Annotated in this window: 14 protein-coding genes; 10 read left to right on the forward strand and 4 right to left on the reverse strand. The window is 67.2% G+C overall.

The genetic code is table 11. The annotated features are described in order from the left end of the window. Positions 1-73 precede the first annotated feature (73 nt). The gene (locus BRADO_RS00330) at positions 74-1,075 is read left to right on the forward strand and encodes a D-glycerate dehydrogenase (RefSeq protein ID WP_011923339.1); all 1,002 of its coding nucleotides are present in this window, start codon (positions 74-76) and stop codon (positions 1,073-1,075) included. A gap of 111 nt (positions 1,076-1,186) precedes the next feature. Here the strand turns inward: BRADO_RS00330 and BRADO_RS00335 are convergent, their stop codons facing one another. Beyond that, on the reverse strand, positions 1,187-2,131 hold the full coding sequence (locus tag BRADO_RS00335; protein ID WP_011923340.1) for a LysR family transcriptional regulator: 945 nt from the start codon (positions 2,129-2,131) through the stop codon (positions 1,187-1,189). A gap of 115 nt (positions 2,132-2,246) precedes the next feature. On the opposite strand from BRADO_RS00335, the gene BRADO_RS00340 reads away from it, so the two are divergent. Continuing rightward, positions 2,247-3,251, forward strand: coding sequence for an aldo/keto reductase (locus BRADO_RS00340; RefSeq protein WP_011923341.1), 1,005 nt, complete (start codon positions 2,247-2,249; stop codon positions 3,249-3,251). Positions 3,252-3,457: 206 nt separating this feature from the next. On the opposite strand, the gene BRADO_RS00345 is transcribed toward BRADO_RS00340, so the two are convergent. Further along, positions 3,458-4,261, reverse strand: coding sequence for a molybdopterin-synthase adenylyltransferase MoeB (locus tag BRADO_RS00345; protein ID WP_011923342.1), 804 nt, complete (start codon positions 4,259-4,261; stop codon positions 3,458-3,460). A gap of 139 nt (positions 4,262-4,400) precedes the next feature. Between BRADO_RS00345 and BRADO_RS00350 the strand changes: the two genes are divergently transcribed. Together BRADO_RS00350 and BRADO_RS00355 are read left to right on the forward strand one after the other, a co-directional pair. Beyond that, positions 4,401-5,768, forward strand: coding sequence for a serine protease (locus BRADO_RS00350; protein ID WP_011923343.1), 1,368 nt, complete (start codon positions 4,401-4,403; stop codon positions 5,766-5,768). A gap of 429 nt (positions 5,769-6,197) precedes the next feature. Beyond that, complete coding sequence (locus BRADO_RS00355; RefSeq protein ID WP_011923344.1) at positions 6,198-7,001, forward strand: ParA family protein; 804 nt, start codon at positions 6,198-6,200, stop codon at positions 6,999-7,001. 309 nt (positions 7,002-7,310) lie between these two features. On the opposite strand, the gene BRADO_RS00360 is transcribed toward BRADO_RS00355, so the two are convergent. Next, a complete protein-coding gene (locus BRADO_RS00360; RefSeq protein ID WP_011923345.1) occupies positions 7,311-7,793 on the reverse strand; it encodes a Crp/Fnr family transcriptional regulator in 483 nt (160 codons plus the stop codon). A gap of 60 nt (positions 7,794-7,853) precedes the next feature. Then, positions 7,854-8,735: a bifunctional DNA-formamidopyrimidine glycosylase/DNA-(apurinic or apyrimidinic site) lyase gene (mutM, locus tag BRADO_RS00365; protein ID WP_011923346.1), complete on the reverse strand. Its 882-nt coding sequence runs from the start codon at positions 8,733-8,735 to the stop codon at positions 7,854-7,856. Between the two features lie 106 nt (positions 8,736-8,841). On the opposite strand from mutM, the gene ubiE reads away from it, so the two are divergent. From ubiE to BRADO_RS00395, 6 genes are all read left to right on the forward strand, one after another. Continuing rightward, the gene (gene ubiE / locus BRADO_RS00370) at positions 8,842-9,603 is read left to right on the forward strand and encodes a bifunctional demethylmenaquinone methyltransferase/2-methoxy-6-polyprenyl-1,4-benzoquinol methylase UbiE (RefSeq protein ID WP_011923347.1); all 762 of its coding nucleotides are present in this window, start codon (positions 8,842-8,844) and stop codon (positions 9,601-9,603) included. After that, a complete protein-coding gene (gene ubiB, locus BRADO_RS00375) occupies positions 9,600-11,174 on the forward strand; it encodes a 2-polyprenylphenol 6-hydroxylase (RefSeq protein WP_011923348.1) in 1,575 nt (524 codons plus the stop codon). Before ubiE ends, ubiB begins: the two co-directional genes overlap by 4 nt. Positions 11,175-11,479: 305 nt before the next feature. Next, a complete protein-coding gene (coaBC, locus tag BRADO_RS00380; RefSeq protein ID WP_011923349.1) occupies positions 11,480-12,907 on the forward strand; it encodes a bifunctional phosphopantothenoylcysteine decarboxylase/phosphopantothenate--cysteine ligase CoaBC in 1,428 nt (475 codons plus the stop codon). Next, positions 12,904-13,362, forward strand: coding sequence for a dUTP diphosphatase (gene dut, locus BRADO_RS00385; protein ID WP_011923350.1), 459 nt, complete (start codon positions 12,904-12,906; stop codon positions 13,360-13,362). The genes coaBC and dut overlap by 4 nt, the downstream gene beginning before the upstream one ends. A 192-nt stretch (positions 13,363-13,554) precedes the next feature. After that, positions 13,555-16,062 (forward strand): PAS domain-containing sensor histidine kinase, encoded by a 2,508-nt coding sequence (locus BRADO_RS00390; protein ID WP_011923351.1) that lies wholly within the window; start codon positions 13,555-13,557, stop codon positions 16,060-16,062. Then, on the forward strand, positions 16,059-17,588 hold the full coding sequence (locus BRADO_RS00395; protein ID WP_011923352.1) for a bifunctional tRNA (adenosine(37)-N6)-threonylcarbamoyltransferase complex ATPase subunit type 1 TsaE/phosphotransferase: 1,530 nt from the start codon (positions 16,059-16,061) through the stop codon (positions 17,586-17,588). Before BRADO_RS00390 ends, BRADO_RS00395 begins: the two co-directional genes overlap by 4 nt. Positions 17,589-17,638 lie beyond the last annotated feature (50 nt).

The raw sequence follows: 17,638 nt of genomic DNA on the forward strand, positions 1-17,638 counted from the left end.
CTCTTCTCAGACGACGACGGTAGTTTCGGCGAACCCGGTTAATGAGGTCTGAAGGATCTCATGAGAGCAGCACATGTCAGGTAGGAAAAAGCCCCTCGTCGTCGTGACACGCAAGCTGCCGGACTCGGTCGAGACGCGCATGCGCGAGCTGTTCGACGCGCGGCTCAATCTCGATGACGAGCCGATGAGCCAGGAGCAGCTCGCCGACGCCGTGCGCACCGCCGAGGTGCTGGTTCCGACCGTCACCGATCACATCAGCGCGGATATTCTCAATCAACCCGACTGCAAGCTGAGGATGATCGCCAACTTCGGCAACGGCGTCGACAACATCGACGTCGCCGCGGCCGTGGCGCGCGGCATCACCGTGACCAACACGCCGAAGGTGCTCACCGAGGACACCGCCGACATGACCATGGCGCTGATCCTCGCCGTGCCGCGGCGGCTGATCGAGGGCGCCTCGGTGCTCACCGAGGGCAAGAACTGGGCGGGCTGGTCGCCGACCTGGATGCTCGGCCATCGCATCGGCGGCAAGCGTCTCGGCATCATCGGCATGGGCCGCATCGGCCAGGCGGTGGCGCGCCGCGCCCGCGCCTTCGGCCTGCAGATCCACTATCACAACCGCCGCCCGGTCGCGCCGGTCATCGCCGACGAGCTTGGCGCTACCTACTGGGAAAGTCTCGACCAGATGCTGGCGCGGATGGACATCATCTCTGTGAACTGTCCGCACACGCCTGCGACGTTCCACCTGCTGTCGGCGCGCCGGCTCAAGCTGATCCGCAAGGACGCCTATATCGTCAACACCGCGCGCGGCGAGGTGATCGACGAGGAGACGATGACCCGGCTGATCGAAGCCGGCGACATCGCTGGCGCCGGCCTCGACGTGTTCGAGCATGAGCCCGCCGTCAATCCGCGCCTCGTGCGGCTCGCCAAGGCCGGCAAGGTGACCTTGCTGCCGCATATGGGCTCGGCGACCATCGAAGGCCGCGTCGAGATGGGCGAGAAGGTCATCATCAACATCAAGACCTTCCTCGACAACCACCGTCCGCCGGATCGCGTTCTGCCGAGCATGCTATAGGCCGACCTGCCGGCTACGCGATCGGTGGCGTCCCGGCCTGAGCCGTGACCCATACCGCGTGATCTCCGCAAGGAACGCGGCTGGACGTGATCGTCCCACTCATGCCGGTGGCTATGGATCCCGGCTCGAGGCCGGGACGACAGCGGATTGCGATGCGCCTGCTCGCCTGCGCCACTCGCCGACGAACGCCACGAAGGCGGCCAGGGCAGGCGGCGGCTGTCGCCGGCTCGGATAGTAGAGATACGGTCCTCGAAACGGTGGACACCAATCGTCGAGCACGCTGACCAGGCGGCCGTCCGCCAGCGCCTGGCGCACATGGCCTTCGAACGCCATCCAGTAGCCGACGCCATCGCACGCCGCGCGAAACGCCAAGCCGAGCTGGACCGCGATCAGCTTCGGCGGCGGCGCGATCCGAATGACCTGACCGTCCTTTTCGAACTCCCAATCCAGCATCGCGCCCGAGGACAGACGGGCGCGGATGCAGGCGTGCTGCAGCAGATCGCGGGGGTGCGAGGGACGGCCATGTCGCTCAACGTGCTCGGGGGATGCGACGATGGCGTAGCGCTGCGGCTCGCCGAGCGGCACCGCGATCATGTCCTGCGCCAGATGCTCGCCGTAGCGCACGCCGGCGTCGAAGCCGGCCTGCACGATGTCGACGAAGCCGCTCTCGGCGGCGATCTCGAGCTCGACCCGCGGATAGGCCGCGAGAAACGGCGCGACCATCGGCGCCAGCACGAGATCGACCGCGGGCGGCGGCGCGTTGATGCGCAGACGGCCCGCTGCGACCTGCTGCTGGCCGCGCACCTGGTCGATGGCCGCCTCGATCTCGAGGAGCGCCGGCTCCAGCCGCGCCAGCAACGCCTCGCCTGCCTGGGTCAGCCCGAGACTGCGGGTCGTCCTGTTGAGCAGTCGCAGCCCGAGCCGCTGCTCGAGTTCCTTCAGCCGCTGGCTCAGGCTCGACACGGCAACGCCCTGCTCGCGGGCGGCCCGGCGAAAATTGCCGGTGCGGGCCACCGCCACGAAAGCCTGGAGATCGCGCAGGTCCGGATCGCTCATTGTTCGTTATTCTGAACAGCCTATTCTGAATTGTCCAGCTTATCGAATTGCGGAATTGGGCCGATATCCGCGTTGTCAGGCGTCCACGCAGGCCGCCTCAACAAGGAGATTGATCATGGAAACCCGCCAACTTGGAAAAGCCGGCCCAATGGTCTCCGCGCTCGGCCTCGGCTGCATGGGCATGTCCGACTTCTACGGCCCGAATGACCGCGCCGAGAGCATCGCGACGATTCACGCCGCCCTCGATGCCGGCATCATGCTGATCGACACCGGCGACTTCTACGGCATGGGCCACAACGAGATGCTGATCCGCGAGGCGCTCGCCTCGGCCGGCCCGCGCAACGTGCAGATCTCGGTGAAATTCGGCGCGCTGCGCGGGCCTGACAAGAGCTGGCTCGGTTATGACAGCCGCCCGGAAGCCGTGCGAACCTTCCTGTCCTATTCGCTGCAACGGCTCGGTGTCGACGCCATCGACATCTACCGCCCGGCGCGGCTCGATCCGAACGTGCCGATAGAGGACACGATCGGCGCGATGGCCGAGCTGAAGCAGGCCGGCTTCATCAGGCATATCGGCCTGTCCGAGGTCGGCTCCGAGACCATCCGCCGGGCGCACAAGGTGCATCCGATCTCGGACCTGCAGATCGAGTATTCGCTGATTTCGCGCGGCATCGAGAGCGACATCCTCAAGACCTGCCGCGAGCTCGGCATCGGCATCACCGCCTATGGCGTGCTGTCGCGCGGCCTGATCAGCGGGCATTGGTCGAAGGACCGCGGTGGCGTCAGCGACTTCCGCGGTCATTCACCGCGCTTCCAGGGCGACAATCTCGATCGCAATCTCGGCCTCGTCGAGACGCTGCGCAGCATCGCGGCCGATGTCGGCGCGACGCCGGCGCAGGTCGCGATCGCCTGGGTGGCCGCGCAAGGCAATGACATCGTCCCGCTGGTCGGCGCCCGCCGCCGCGACCGCCTCGACGAGGCGCTCGGCGCGCTCTGCGTCAAGCTCACCGAGGTCCAGCTCGCCGCGCTCGACAAGGCCTTCCCGCCCGGCGTCGCCGCGGGAGAACGCTATCCGGAGTCGCAGCTGGTGCACATGGACAGCGAGCGCGCGAAGGGGGAGTAAGACGCTCAGCGCGACCTCCAAATTCAGTGTCGTCCCGGCGAACGCCGGGACCCATACCCCAGGGTGCAGTTTGAGGCACGCTGGTCATTGGCTTTTGCCCAACACAACTGCTGCGGCGTATGGATCCCGGATCTGCGCTCGACGACGCGCTGGGTCGCCGAGCTTGTCCGGGATGACAACGGAATTGAGATCGCGAGCTTACGACATCACTTTCGATGTGCACTGAGATCCGCGATGACAGGTCCATCACCATTCAGCGGGTTCGCCGGATCGCGGCCATAGCGCAGCGTTTCGAAGCGCATGGTGCGGGCGTCCAGCATCAACAGCCGGCCGACCAGGCCCTCGCCGAAGCCGACGATCTCGCGGATCGCCTCCAGCGCCATCATCGAGCCGAGCATGCCGGCGAGCGCGCCCATGACGCCGGCTTCGGCGCAGGCGGGCACGGTGCCAGGCGGCGGCGGCTCCGGGAACAGGCAGCGATAGGTCGGATTGAACGCGCCCTTGTCATTGCGCTCATGCGCGCGGATCGTCGTCAGCGATGCATCGAAGGTGCCGAGCGCGCCCGTGATCAGCGGCTTGCCGGCCAGGAAGCAGGCATCGGAGACGAGATAGCGCGTGTCGAAATTGTCGGAGCCGTCGAGCACGAGATCATAGCCGCCGATCAGATCGAGCGCGTTGTCGGCGTTGAGCCACGTCCGGTGCGCGACGACGCCGACATGCGGGTTGAGCGCGTTGATGCGCTCGGCGGCGCTGTCGACCTTGGGCCTGCCGATGTCAGGCGTCGCGTGAATGACCTGCCGCTGCAGATTTGACAGCGATACCACGTCGTCATCGACCACGCCGATCGTGCCCACGCCGGCAGCGGCGAGATACATCAGCGCCGGTGCGCCGAGCCCGCCCGCGCCGATCACCAGCACCGATGCGCGCTTCAGCGCAGCCTGACCAGGACCGCCGACATCGCGCAGCACGATATGGCGGGCGTAGCGCTCCAGTTCCTCGTCGCTCAGCATCGTCACACGCGTCCTTCCGCCGCTACATCGCCATCGGCTGATCATGGAGACCGCAGCTCTCCACTGAACCCGCGCCGGATTGTGGCCGACCAAGCAGATGTGCTTATTTACGGCAGCGGCAAGAGCTTCGGGATTTGTCATGAGACGGCTGGCCACGGCAACCTTCATCTGTGCGATCGCCGCGAGCGTGCCGTCTCACGCCCAGACGCCGCCGACACAGGGCGTATTGCCCGGCGCCAAACCCAAGCCGGTCACGACGCAGCCCGTGCGCCCTGGCGTGCAGGCGCCGGCGGACACGGCCAACGAGATGAGCCAGACCGAGCGACTGGCGCTGCAATCCGACCTCGCCTGGGTCGGCCAGTACAACGGCGCCATCACCGGCGACGTCAGCGAGCGCATGGTCAATGCGATCAAGGAGTACCAGAAGCTCAAGGGCGGCAAGCCGACCGGCGTGCTCAATCCGCAGGAGCGTGCCGTGCTCGCCGACACCGCGCGTCGCAAGCAGGAGGGCGTCGGCTGGAAGCTCGTGACCGAGCCGACGAGCGGCGCGCGCTTGGGCATCCCGACCAAGCTGATGCCCCAGCAGACGACCGACGCGAACGGCTCGAAATGGACCTCGCCGACGGGCACGGTGCAGGTGGTGCTGTCACGGCGCAAGGAGGCCAATCCAACCACCGCGGCGCTCGCCGACCGTGAGAAGAAGGAACCCGGCCGCACCGTCGACTACAGCGTGGTGAAGCCGGACTTCTTCGTGCTCTCAGGACTGCAGAACCTGAAGAAATTCTACATCCGCGGCACCTTCAAGGGCGACGAGGTGCGCATCCTCACCATCCTCTACGACCAGGCCACCGAGAACACGGTCGAGCCTGTGGTGATCGCGATGTCCTCTGCCTTCACCGCCTTTCCGGCGGCGACTCTCGCCGCCCAGCCGGCGCCGCGGCGGAGCGTCGATTACGGCACCGGCATCATCGTGAGCGCGGACGGCGCCATCGTCGCCGACCGAGAAGTGACCGAAGCTTGCGTCGCCATCACCATTCCCGGCTTCGGCCCTGCCGAGCGGATCGCCGATGACAAGGAGCGCGGGCTGGCGCTGCTGCGCATCTATGGCGGGCGCGGCCTGAAGCCGCTGGCGCTGTCGGGCGGCACCGCGAGATCATCGGTCGACATTGTCGGCATTGCCGACCCTCAGAGCCAGGGCGGCGGCGCCGCGATCAGCATGGTGAAGGCGCAGCTTGCCGGCAACGGATCGGGCGACATGTCGCTGGCGCCCGCGCCGGGGCTCGGCTTCTCCGGCGCGGCCACGCTCGACGGCGACGGCAGGTTCGTCGGCGTCACGCTGCTCAAGCCCGGCGTGCTCGCCGGCAGCGCCTTCGTGCCATCGTCCCAGGTCGTGATGGTGAGCGCCGACACCACACGCGCATTCCTCGCGGCAAATGGCGTCAAGCCCGACGGCACCTCGACCGACGCCAAGGCCGCAACGGTGCGCGTGATCTGCGTGCGCAAATAGCGCTTTCCGCAGTTGCGCCGCGCACCGCAGCGCGGCAGGTGTTTACGCAAAATTAAGCATGTCCTTTTAGAAAAAATTAAGGGCCCAACGGCGCCGGCGGGGATCTCAGGTGCAGCATCGCGACTGCGCGTGACGATGCTCGGCGATGCCGGGTGCCCATTCGCGGCTGCGTGCCGCTCTCTTCCTAGCACCTTGCTATCAACTCGGAACGGCTCCCGCCGTAGTCAACCGGTCTGTGACCTGCAGGCCGGACGTGAGATAGTTCGAACAGTTTTGTCGGCGTGCTGATTCGGACCACCGCGATCCCTCTTCGTCAGTCGGATCGGGCCGGGACTGTCCTGAGCGAGAATAGCTCTGCATCGTTTCAGTCGATGCGCTCAGCTTTGGCGTTCTCATAAGTTCCGTCAACATCCGAAGGACTGTCTCCCGATGTACACGATCGTTTTGGCCACGCAGAAGGGCGGCAGCGGCAAGAGCACGCTCGCCATCGGTCTCGCCGTGGCGGCCCAGCAGGCCGGCCACAAGGTGCGCGTGATCGAAACCGACCGACAGGGCACTCTGACGAAATGGCAGGCGCGCCGCGCCGCCGGCGAGCCGATCGTCGAAGCCGTCTATGACGCGAAGATGATCGAGCCGCGGCTCGAGGCGCTTCAGCGCGACGGCGTCACCGTCTGCGTGATCGACACCGGGGCCGGCATCACGGCGTCGACCACAGCGGCGATCCGCTACTGCGATCTGTGCCTGATCCCGGCACGGCCGAGCGTCGCCGACATCGAGGCGACCGCGCCGACGCTCAGCGTGATCAGGGCGTGGCGCAAGCCGTTTGCCTTCGTACTCAACCAGGCGCCGATCCGCGGCGGCCACCGCATCACCGACGCGACGACCGCGCTGGATGCCGACGCGCCGCGCGACATCGCCGAGGTGCTGGCGCAGCCCTTCATCATGATGCGCAACGACCATCAGGACGCGCTCGCCGCCGGCTTGGGGGTCAGCGAGTTCGACGCCAGCGGCAAGTCGGCGCAGGAGATCAAGAGCCTGTGGCGCTGGACTTACGGCAAGCTCGCCGGCGATCACGTCATGCACGAGGCGGGCGAGCTCAAGGAAGCAAGCGAGCACGCCGAGGTCGAATTCCCGATCATGCTGACGCCCCAGCCGGAGGAGCCGAAGCTGCCGGTGACCCGCGCCTACCCGACCTGGGCCGACAACGGCATCAACTGGAAGGCGGGCCTGTAGTCGTCCGCTTGGATCGAATCCCTCACGCACCGGCAGCGCCCCCTCACCCGGCCTGGCGGGGAGAGGGTCGGGCCGAGGGGCAACGGCACTGGATGTCTCCGTGCTGGGCCCCTCGCAATTCGACCGAACGGCTCTTGCAATGAGTTGCTCCGTCCTGCCCGGGCGTGTCCCAGGCATCCATGTCGTTCCAAAGACGCTGAACGGCGTGGATGGCCTGGACAGGCCCAACCATAACGACTTGGAAATAACCGAGCACACGACCCGATTGTCGAACGAGATACGCCTGCTGCAAGCGCGGTAAGAGCCGGCCTAACGCGCCCCCGCCTCCCGCATCTCCAGCATCTTGATCCGCGCATCCGCGCGCCGCAGGCGGCGGCACAGCTCGCGATTGATGTTCTGCATCACGATGACATAGGCGCGAATGTCGGCCTTGTAGAACGCATAGAGCTGTTGCGCTGTGAGCTCGTACAGTAGGGCTGGCGTCTCCGCGATCACCGTGGCGGATCGGTTCTGCATCTCCAGCAAGGTCATTTCGCCGAAGAAATCGCCGGGCTGCAGGCTCGACATGTGGATCGCGCCACCGCTCTCCAGGCGCTCGCTGACCTCCAGCGTGCCGCTGTGCACGACGAACATCGAGCGGCCCGCCTCACCCTCGGCGACGATGACGGCGCCGCGCTCGAACTCGCGCACGCCCAGCATCGAAATCAGCAGGTCGAGGCTCGCATCCGACAGGCCGCCAAAGAACGGCGTGGCGAGCAGAAATGCTTTCAGGTCGGGCGAGCTGACAGCCATAACGGCAGTATACGCCCGAGCCCGGCCGTCACAAGCAGACCCGGGCGGAGCGCCGTTCGCTCATCTCTGACACTTCGGGCACCAGAACGTCGATCGTCCGTTCTGCACGAAGCGCTTGACGACGCCCTCGCAGCCATCCGTGCGGCACGGCTCGCCCTCTCGGTCATAGACCTGGAACGAGTGCTGGAAATAGCCGAGCTCGCCAGTGGTCTGGCGGTGATCGCGCAGCGACGAGCCGCCGGCGCGGATCGCCTCGTTGAGCACGGTGTGGATCGCCTCAACCAGCCGCTTTGCATGGTCCGTCGGCTCGCCCTTCCTGGTCGCCAGCGTCGCGGCCAGACGGCGCGGCGACAGATGCGCGCGGAACAGCGCCTCGCAGACATAGATGTTGCCGAGCCCGGCGACCACGCGCTGGTCGAGCAACGCGGCCTTGAGGCTGGTCTTCTTGCCGGCACAGGCGCGCGCCAGCATGGCGGCATCGAATTCGTTGCCGAGCGGCTCCGGCCCGAGGTCCTTGAGGTGCGGCTCGGTCTCGATCTCGCCGCGGCCGATGATCTTCATGAAGCCGAAGCGGCGCGGGTCGTTGAAAACGATGTCGGCGCCGGAAGACATGTGAAACACGACATGGTCGTGGACGCTGTCCTTGCCGCGCGGATAGTGAAACTCGCCCGGGGTTTCCTCGTGCTCGGGCTTGATCACCCGGAACGAGCCGGACATGCCCAGATGCATCAGCAGCACGTCGCCGGAGCCGAGATCGGCCAGCAGATATTTGGCGCGGCGGCCGAGCCCTCTGACGGTCTGCCCCTGCAAGCGCTTCACAAAATCGGGTTGAAACGGAAACCGCAAGTCGCCGCGCCGCGCCTCCGCGGTCACGATCTTGGCTCCCTCCATGACCGGCTGCAGCCCGCGCCGGACGGTCTCGACTTCGGGCAGTTCAGGCATGTCCGTTCATTTCACCTTTTGCGTCCTGCGACCATTCACCTTGTCCGGCCGACGTGATAGCGCCTTGGCCGCACCGGCGCTATGGTGCCGTATCGGAGTAAGGGTGATGGATCAGACGGACCAGACCACTCATTTCGGCTTCAGGGACGTGCCACTGGGCGAGAAGCAGACGCTGGTGAACGACGTGTTTCACAGCGTCGCCTCCCGCTACGACTTGATGAACGACCTGATGTCCGGCGGGCTGCACCGCGTCTGGAAGGACATCATGATCAACACGCTGAACCCGCCGAAGAGCGATGCCCCGTTCGCGCTGCTCGACGTGGCGGGCGGCACCGGCGACATTTCCTTCCGCGCCGCCAAGAAGGCCGGCGCCGGCTTCCACGCCACCGTCTGCGACATCAATGGCGACATGCTCGAGGTCGGCCGCCAGCGCGCGCTGAAGCAATACCTCGACGACAGGGTGTCGTTCGTCGAGGGCAACGCCGAGAGCCTCGCCTTTCCCGACCGCTCCTTCGACGCCTATACGATCGCCTTCGGCATCCGCAACGTGCCGCAGATCGACCTGGCGCTGGCCGAGGCCTACCGCGTGCTCAAGCATGGCGGCCGCTTCCTGTGCCTGGAGTTCTCGACCGTCGAGGTGCCCGGCCTCGACAAGCTCTACGACCTGTTTTCCTTCAACGTCATTCCGCAGCTCGGCCGCGCCGTGACCGGTGACGCCGAGTCCTATCGCTACCTCGTCGAATCCATCCGCCAGTTTCCGCGCCCCAATGCCTTCGCCGAGATGATCTCGGCGGCCGGATTCTCCCGCGTCTCCTGGCAGACCCTTTCCGGCGGCATCGTCGCGCTTCATTCCGGCTGGCGTTTGTGATCTCCGCACTGACACATATTACGCGGCTCGCCCGGGCCGCCCTGGTGTTCGCGCGCGAGGGCGTGTTCGGCGTCGTCGATCCGAGTCTGGCGCCGCCGCCGGGTCAGATCGCGCTCAAGCTCGCGCGCCTGGTCGAGCGGCCCGGAGCGAAGTCCGGACCGCGGCTGTCGCGTGCGCTGGAACGGATGGGTCCGGCCTATCTCAAGCTGGGCCAGTTCCTGGCCACGCGGCCCGACGTCGTCGGCGTCGTGATGGCGCGCGATCTCGAATCCCTGCAGGACCGGCTGCCGCCGTTTCCGCAGGCCGAGGCGGAAGCCGTCATTGCCACCGCGCTCGAACGCCCGATCAGCCAGCTCTACACCTCGCTCGGCCCGCCCGTGGCGGCGGCCTCGATCGCTCAGGTGCATCGCGGCGAGGTCGAGCGCGACGGCATCCGTCATGCCGTCGCGGTGAAGGTGCTCCGGCCGAACGTGGCGGCACGCTTCCGCCGCGACCTCGCCGATTTCTTCTTCGTCGCCGAGAAGGCCGAGGCGCATTCCGCCGAGGCGCGGCGCCTGCGGCTCGTCGAGGTCATCAACACAATGTCGCGTTCGGTCGCGATGGAGATGGATCTCCGGCTCGAAGCCGCCGCGCTGTCGGAGATGGCGGAGAACATCAAGGACGATCCGGACTTCCGCGTGCCCGCGGTCGACTGGGACCGCACCGCCAACAACGTGCTCACCATGGAGTGGATCGACGGCATCGCGCTGAACGACCACGCTCGCCTCGCGCAGGCGAATGTCGACCTGCCCGATGTCGGCCGTAAGGTGATCCAGAGCTTCCTGCGCCACGCGCTGCGCGACGGCTTTTTCCATGCCGACATGCATCCGGGCAATCTGTTCCTGGACAAGCAGGGCCGGCTGGTCGCGGTCGATTTCGGCATCATGGGCCGGCTCGGCATGAAGGAGCGGCGCTTCCTCGCGGAAATCCTGCTCGGCTTCATCACCCGCGACTATCGCCGCGTCGCCGAGGTCCATTTCGAGGCCGGCTACGTGCCGCCGCATCATTCGGTGGAGAATTTCGCCCAGGCCATCCGCGCCATCGGCGAGCCGATCCACAACCGCACGGCCGAAGAGATCTCGATGGCCAAGCTGTTGACCCTGCTGCTCGAGGTCACCGGCCTGTTCGACATGCGGACCCGGCCGGAGCTGATCCTCTTGCAGAAGACCATGGTGGTGGTCGAGGGCGTCGCGCGCGGCTTCGATCCCAGGCTCGATATCTGGAAGGTCGCCGATCCCGTGGTGCGCGAATGGATCGAGCGCAATCTCGGCTCGCTCGGCCGCATCGAGGGCGCCGTCACCGGCATAGGAGAGCTGGCCCGTATCACATCCACATTGCCGGTCCTCGCCGCGCGTGCCGCTGCCGTGCTGGAGAACCTGGAGACGATGACCCGCGACGGCCTGCGCCTGTCGCCCGAAACCATCGCCGCCATGGGCCGCACCGAAGGCAAGAAGAGCCGCTGGCGCGCCATCGCGCTGTGGGTCATCGCGCTGACCTTCATCGGCATCCTGTTCGCCGTGCTGCGGCTGTGACGCCGACGAGCGACCATCGACAGGCATTAACGCCGCTACGCCCAAGGTGTCATCGCCCGGCTTGACCGGGCGATCCAGTACGCTGCGGCCGTCCTGATTGAACCGATGGGCTGCGGCTTACTGGATGCCCGCCTTCGCGGGCATGACGGCAGGGCATGCTAAGACTTCGGCGGCCGAGGCCGCAGGTCTCTGTGCGCCACCTTGATGGGCACGGGCCCGTAGAGCTGCTCTAGCGTCTGAACTGATTGCACTGCGATCAATTTCTGCTAGCATTGCATTCACAACGACAATGCTGGGAGGCGGTCATGGCCAGCCTGACCATCCGCAAGCTCGACGACTCGCTGAAGACTTATCTCCGGCTGCGCTCGGCGCAGAACGGCCGCTCCGTCGAGGAGGAGGTCCGGGTCATTCTCCGGGCGCTGATCGAGCCGGTCGACCCATCCGAGCCGCCGGCGGCAGCGCCATCTCCGGCCGCTCTGCCGGATCCCGGCCTGCCCCAGCCCGGCCTCGCCCGCGAGGCACGCGTCACCCTGATCATCGGCGGCGGCATTGCCGCTTACAAGTCGCTCGACCTGATCCGGCGACTCCGGGAGCGCTATATCCAGGTCCGCTGCGTCATGACGAGAGCGGCGACGCAGTTCGTCACCGAGCTCGCCGCGTCGGCGCTGTCCGGCGACCGCGTCTTCACCGACCTGTTCGACGCGCGCAGTGAGTTCGACGTCGGCCATATCCGGCTGGCGCGCGACTGCGATCTCATCGTCGTCGCGCCGGCGACCGCCGACCTGATGTCCAAGATGGCGCAAGGTGCCGCCGACGATCTCGCCAGCGCCATCCTGCTCGCCGCCAGCCGGCCGATCCTGCTGGCGCCGGCGATGAATCCGATGATGTGGAGCAATCCGGCGACCCGCCGGAACGCCGCGACCCTGCAGCGCGACGGCATCCACATGATCGGGCCGAACGCCGGCGAGATGGCTGAGAAGGGCGAGGCGGGTGTCGGCCGCATGGCCGAGCCGACCGAGATCGCCGACGCCGTGGTCGCGATGCTGAAGCCCCCGGCGCCGCGCCCGCTCGCCGGCCGCCGCGTGCTGATCACCGCGGGGCCGACGCACGAGCCGATCGACCCCGTCCGCTATATCGCCAACCGCTCCTCCGGCAAACAGGGCTTTGCGATTGCCGCCGCAGCCCAGGCCGCCGGCGCAGACGTCAGGCTGATCGCGGGACCGGTCGAGCTCGCCGATCCCAAGGGCGTCAAGGTCACGCATGTCGAGTCGGCGCGGCAGATGCTCGAGGCTGTCGAAGCCGAGCTGCCGGCCGACGTCGCGATCTTCGCCGCAGCGGTGGCGGATTGGCGCGTCGCCAGTGAAGGCGGCCAGAAGCTGAAGAAAACCGATCAGGCAATCCCGCCGCTGCAGCTGGTCGAGAACCCTGACATCCTCGCGACCATCTCCAAGCTGAAAGAGAAGCGCCCCGGCCTGGTCATCGGCTTCGCCGCCGAGACGGAACATCTGATCGACAACGCCAAAGCCAAGTTCGCGCGCAAGGGCTGCGACTGGATCGTCGCCAACGACGTCTCGCCCGCCACCGGCGTGATGGGCGGCGACCGCAACACGGTGCATCTCTTGACGAAGGACGCCGACGGCGTCCATGTCGCGTCGTGGCCGATCATGACCAAGGACGAGGTGGCGAACGCGCTCGTCGCCGAGATCGCCCGAACCGTAGGACAATCAGCGTGACACAGACGATCGCGATCGACGTTCGCATCCTGCCGCATGGCGCGGGCCTGCCGCTGCCGGCCTATCAGACCGCGCATGCCGCCGGGATGGACCTGCTCGCCGCCGTCGCGCCCGATGCGCCTGTCGTCCTCGCGCCAGGCAGCCACGCCATGGTGCCAACGGGTTTGTCGATCGCGCTGCCGGACGGCTTCGAGGCGCAGGTGCGGCCGCGCTCCGGACTCGCTGCGCGGCACGGCGTCACTGTGCTCAATTCGCCCGGCACCATCGACGCCGACTATCGCGGCGAGGTCTGCGTGCTCCTGATCAACCACGGCAAGGAGCCGTTTACGATCCAGCGCGGCGAGCGCATCGCGCAGATGGTGATCGCGTCGGTCGTGCGCGCCGAGCTCGCGATCACCACGACCTTGTCGGAGACCGCGCGCGGCAGCGGCGGCTTCGGCTCGACAGGCCGGTGAACTACGGGACTTCGCCACAGTTCCGACTCCGCTATGCCCATCGATGAACGCATTTTCGGTCGGTGCAACCATCGTTCACGGTCTGGACTCTTACCGCTGGAGTCCCGAAGCGGTTATTGTTGATTGATTCGTGGAACGGCGCGATCGGTGCGATCGGCGCCGCGCGGAACTTTCGTGCGGTTTGGGGCAAATATGTCGGGCGTGATCGTGGTGATGCGTCAGACGCTGCTGTCATGCACGTCACTCGCGCGCAAGGGCCTGATGGGTCTCGCTGCGACTGCGCTTGCGCCGGCAAGTCAGGGCTTCGCGGGCGATGGCGTGCCGGCGGATGCGATCTCTTCTCTTTTCGAGCTGAGCCGGTCCGATGTCGCCGAGGTCACGGCGATGCTGGCGCTGCTCGGCTTCTCCGTGGTTGCTGCAATTGCTTTGGTGCGCACGCGGCTTGCCGCTGCGCGGAAAGAGGCGCGACTGCGCGCCGACGTCGCGGAGCTGCAGCTGCAGGCCGACCGCTACCGCGCGTTGTTGTTCGCCGAACCGCAGATCCTGATCGCCTGGCCGGCCGGCGGTCACCGGCCACAGATCTCCGGCGACACATCCATGCTGGTACCGTCGGATCAGCCGCAGCGCATTCTCGCCTTCGGCAGCTGGCTGCCGCCGGAGCCGGCGCTGCAGCTCGACCACGCCGTCGAGGCGCTGCGCGAGGCCGGCGAAGGCTTCATGCTCCACCTCACCACCTCGCACGGTCACGCCATCGAGGCGATGGGCCGCGCGATCGGCGGCCAGGCGATCGTGCGCATCCGCGAGCTGTCCGGTCTGCGCCGCGAGCTCGCCGAGACGCAGCTGCGCTTCAAGGCGCTCGGCGAGGAGACGGAGTCGCTGCGCGCGCTCGCCTCCGCGCTGCCATGGCCGATCTGGGCACGGCATGCCAACGGCGCGCTCGCTTACGTCAACGCCGCCTATGCCCGCGCCGCCGATGCGCGCGACATCCCCGACGCGATCAGCCGCAATCTCGAGCTGCTCGATTCCGCAGATCGGTCCGACCTGCAGCGTGCGCTCGGCGCCGGCGGACATTTCGAGGGGCGGCTGCCGATCGTCATGGGCGGCGAGCGCCGGATGCATGACGTGCGGGCCTTCACGCTCGGCGGCGGCAGCGCCGGCGTCGCCATCGATGCCAGCGAGGCTGCGGCGCTGACCGACGCGTTGGTGCGGATGCACGAGGCGCACCGCCGCACGCTCGACCAGTTGTCGTCGGGCGTCGCCGTGTTCGACGGCCAGCGCCGCCTCGCCTTCTACAACGACAGCTATCGCCGGCTCTGGGATCTCGACACCGCGTTTCTCGACAGCCAGCCGGATGATTCCTCGGTGCTCGACCGCCTGCGCGCCTCGCGCAAGCTGCCGGAGCAAGCCGACTTCCGAGCCTGGAAGGCCAAGCTGCACGAGGCCTATCGCGCGGTCGAGGCCGCCAAGGACACCTGGTTCCTGCCCGACGGCCGCGCGCTCTCCGTCGTCACCACGCCCAATCCGGAAGGCGGAGTCACCTATCTGTTCGACGACGTCACCGAGAGCTTTGCGCTGGCCCGCCGCTATGACGGCCTGATCCGGGTGCAGCGCGAGACGCTGGACAGCCTTGCCGAAGGCGTCGCCGTGTTCGGCTCCAACGGCCGCGTCGAGCTGTTCAATCCGGCGTTTGCCAAGATGTGGCGGCTGTCGCCAGACTCGCTGCGCGAGCATCCGCACATCGACACTGTCGAATCCTGGTGCCGGTCGATCTATGATGACAGCGTCGCCTGGCGGACCATTCGCGAGGCGATCACCTCGATCGAGAACCGCCTCGACGTCGCGCTGAAGCTCGAGCGCAAGGACGGCAGCGTGCTCGACTGCATGAGCCGGCCGCTGCCGGACGGCGCGACGATGCTGACCTTCCAGGACATCACCGACACCGAGAATGTCGAGCGTGCGCTGCGCGAGAGCAACGAGGCGCTCGAAGCGGCCGGCCAGATGAAGATCGACTTCGTCCACCACGTCTCCTACGAACTGCGTGCGCCGCTGACCACCATCATCGGCTTCGCGCATTTCCTGTCCGACCCGTCGACCGGGCCGCTGACGCCGAAGCAGGCCGAGTATCTCGACTATGTCACCAAATCGACCAACGCGCTGCTGGCGCTGACCAACAACATTCTCGACCTCGCCACCATTGACGCCGGCGCGATGAAGCTCGAGCTCGGGCCCGTCGACGCCGCCAAGGCGATCGAGGCCGCGGCCGAGGGCGTGCAGGACCGCCTCGCCACCGACCGCATCCGCCTCAGGGTCGAGGTCGCGCCCGATGTCGGCAGCTTCGTCGGCGACGAGCGCCGCGTCGTCCAGGTGCTGTACAATCTGCTCGCCAATGCCGTCGGCTTCTCGCCGCAGGATTCGACCGTGATCGTGTCGGCCCGCCGGACCGATCACAGCGTCGCCTTCGCGGTCACCGATTGCGGGCCAGGCATTCCGGCTGATATCAAGGACCAGATGTTCGACTGGTTCGTCAGCCGCTCGCAAGGCTCGCGCCATCGCGGCGCCGGACTCGGCCTGTCGCTGGTGCGCTCCTTCGTCGAGTTGCATGGCGGCAAGGTGCGGATGGATTCGGTGGTCGGCAAGGGCACCACGGTCACCTGTGACTTCCCGACCGACCACATCGCGCAACGCAACGCCGCGGAATGACGGACCGACAGACATTCACGACCGCGCTGGCGGACGAGACCGCCACCGCCGCCTTGATGGCCGACCTCGCGCTGCTGATCGGCCCGGGCGTGCTGATCACGCTCACGGGCGATCTCGGCGCCGGCAAGACCGCCGCCGCGCGGGCGATGATCCGCTACCTCGCAGATGACGCCGAGCTGGAAGTCCCAAGCCCGACCTTTACCTTGGCGCAGAGCTACGATCTGCCGAGCTTCCCGCTGGTGCATGCCGATCTCTACCGCATCAGCGATGCCTCCGAGTTGGAGGAGATCGGCCTGTCCCCGCTGCCTGAAGCGACGGTGGTGCTGATCGAATGGCCGGAGCGCGCCGGCGATGCGCTGCCGCAGGATCGCATCGACATCGCGCTGCGTCACGATGCCGCCCAGGGCGACTGCGCGCGCAACCTCGAGATCACCGGCACCGGCAAGGCCGCCGCGATCGTCGCGCGCCTGAAGGCGCTGCGCGAATTCCTCGCCGAAGCCGGCCACGGCAAATCGCGCCGCGAGCGCATGGCCGGCGACGCCTCGACCCGCTCCTACGCCCGTCTTTACAAAGGCGAGCGCGTCTTCATCCTGATGAACTCGCCGAGGCGGCCGGATGGTCCGGCGATCTACAACGGCAAGCCCTATAGCGGCGCCGTGCATCTCGCCGAGGACGTCCGCCCGTTCGTCGCGATGGCCGGCGCGTTGCGCGGCCGCGGCATCTCGGCGCCGAAGATCAACGATGCCGATCTCGACCACGGCTTCCTCATCACCGAGGATCTCGGACGCGAGGGCGTCATCGAGGGCGATCCGCCGCGCCCGATCGTGGCGCGCTACGAGGCCGCGACCGATCTCCTGGCCGCGCTGCATGCGCAGGACGTGCCGTGGGTCCTGCCGTTGGCACCCCAAGTGACCTACAACGTGCCGACCTTCGACGTCGACGCGATGCTGATCGAGATAGGTCTGATGCTCGAATGGTATTTGCCCGACCGCGGGGTGGAGCCGTCGCAGGTGCTGCGCGCCGAATTCCTGGAAATGTGGCGCGACCTGCTCGAAGCGCCGCTCGCCACGAACAAGACCTGGGTGATCCGCGACTATCACTCGCCGAACCTGCTCTGGCTACCCGCGCGCGAGGGCATCGCGCGAGTCGGCGTCATCGACTTCCAGGACGCCGTGATGGGTCCGCCAGCTTACGACGTGGTGTCGCTGGCGCAGGACGCCCGCATCGACGTCCCGGCGGAGATCGAGCGCGCCTTGCGAGAGCGCTACATCGCCGCGCGGCAAACAGCATCCGCAGAGTTCGACGCCGACGCCTTCAGCGCCGACTACGCGATCCTGTCCGCCCAGCGCAACACCCGCCTGCTCGGCACCTTCGCCCGCCTCAACCGCCGCGACGGCAAGCCGCATTACCTCAAGCATCAGCCCCGCATCTGGGACTACCTGCACCGCGCGCTGGCGCACGCGACGCTCGACCCGGTGCGGGACTGGTACGCCGCGAATGTGCCACCTCCAGCCGGCGTCAGTTGAGCGCACGATCGCGCCTGATCCACCGCCGTCGTCCAGACGAATGCCGGAGC

Origin of the sequence: Bradyrhizobium sp. ORS 278 (genome assembly GCF_000026145.1) — a bacterium.
Taxonomy (GTDB): domain Bacteria; phylum Pseudomonadota; class Alphaproteobacteria; order Rhizobiales; family Xanthobacteraceae; genus Bradyrhizobium.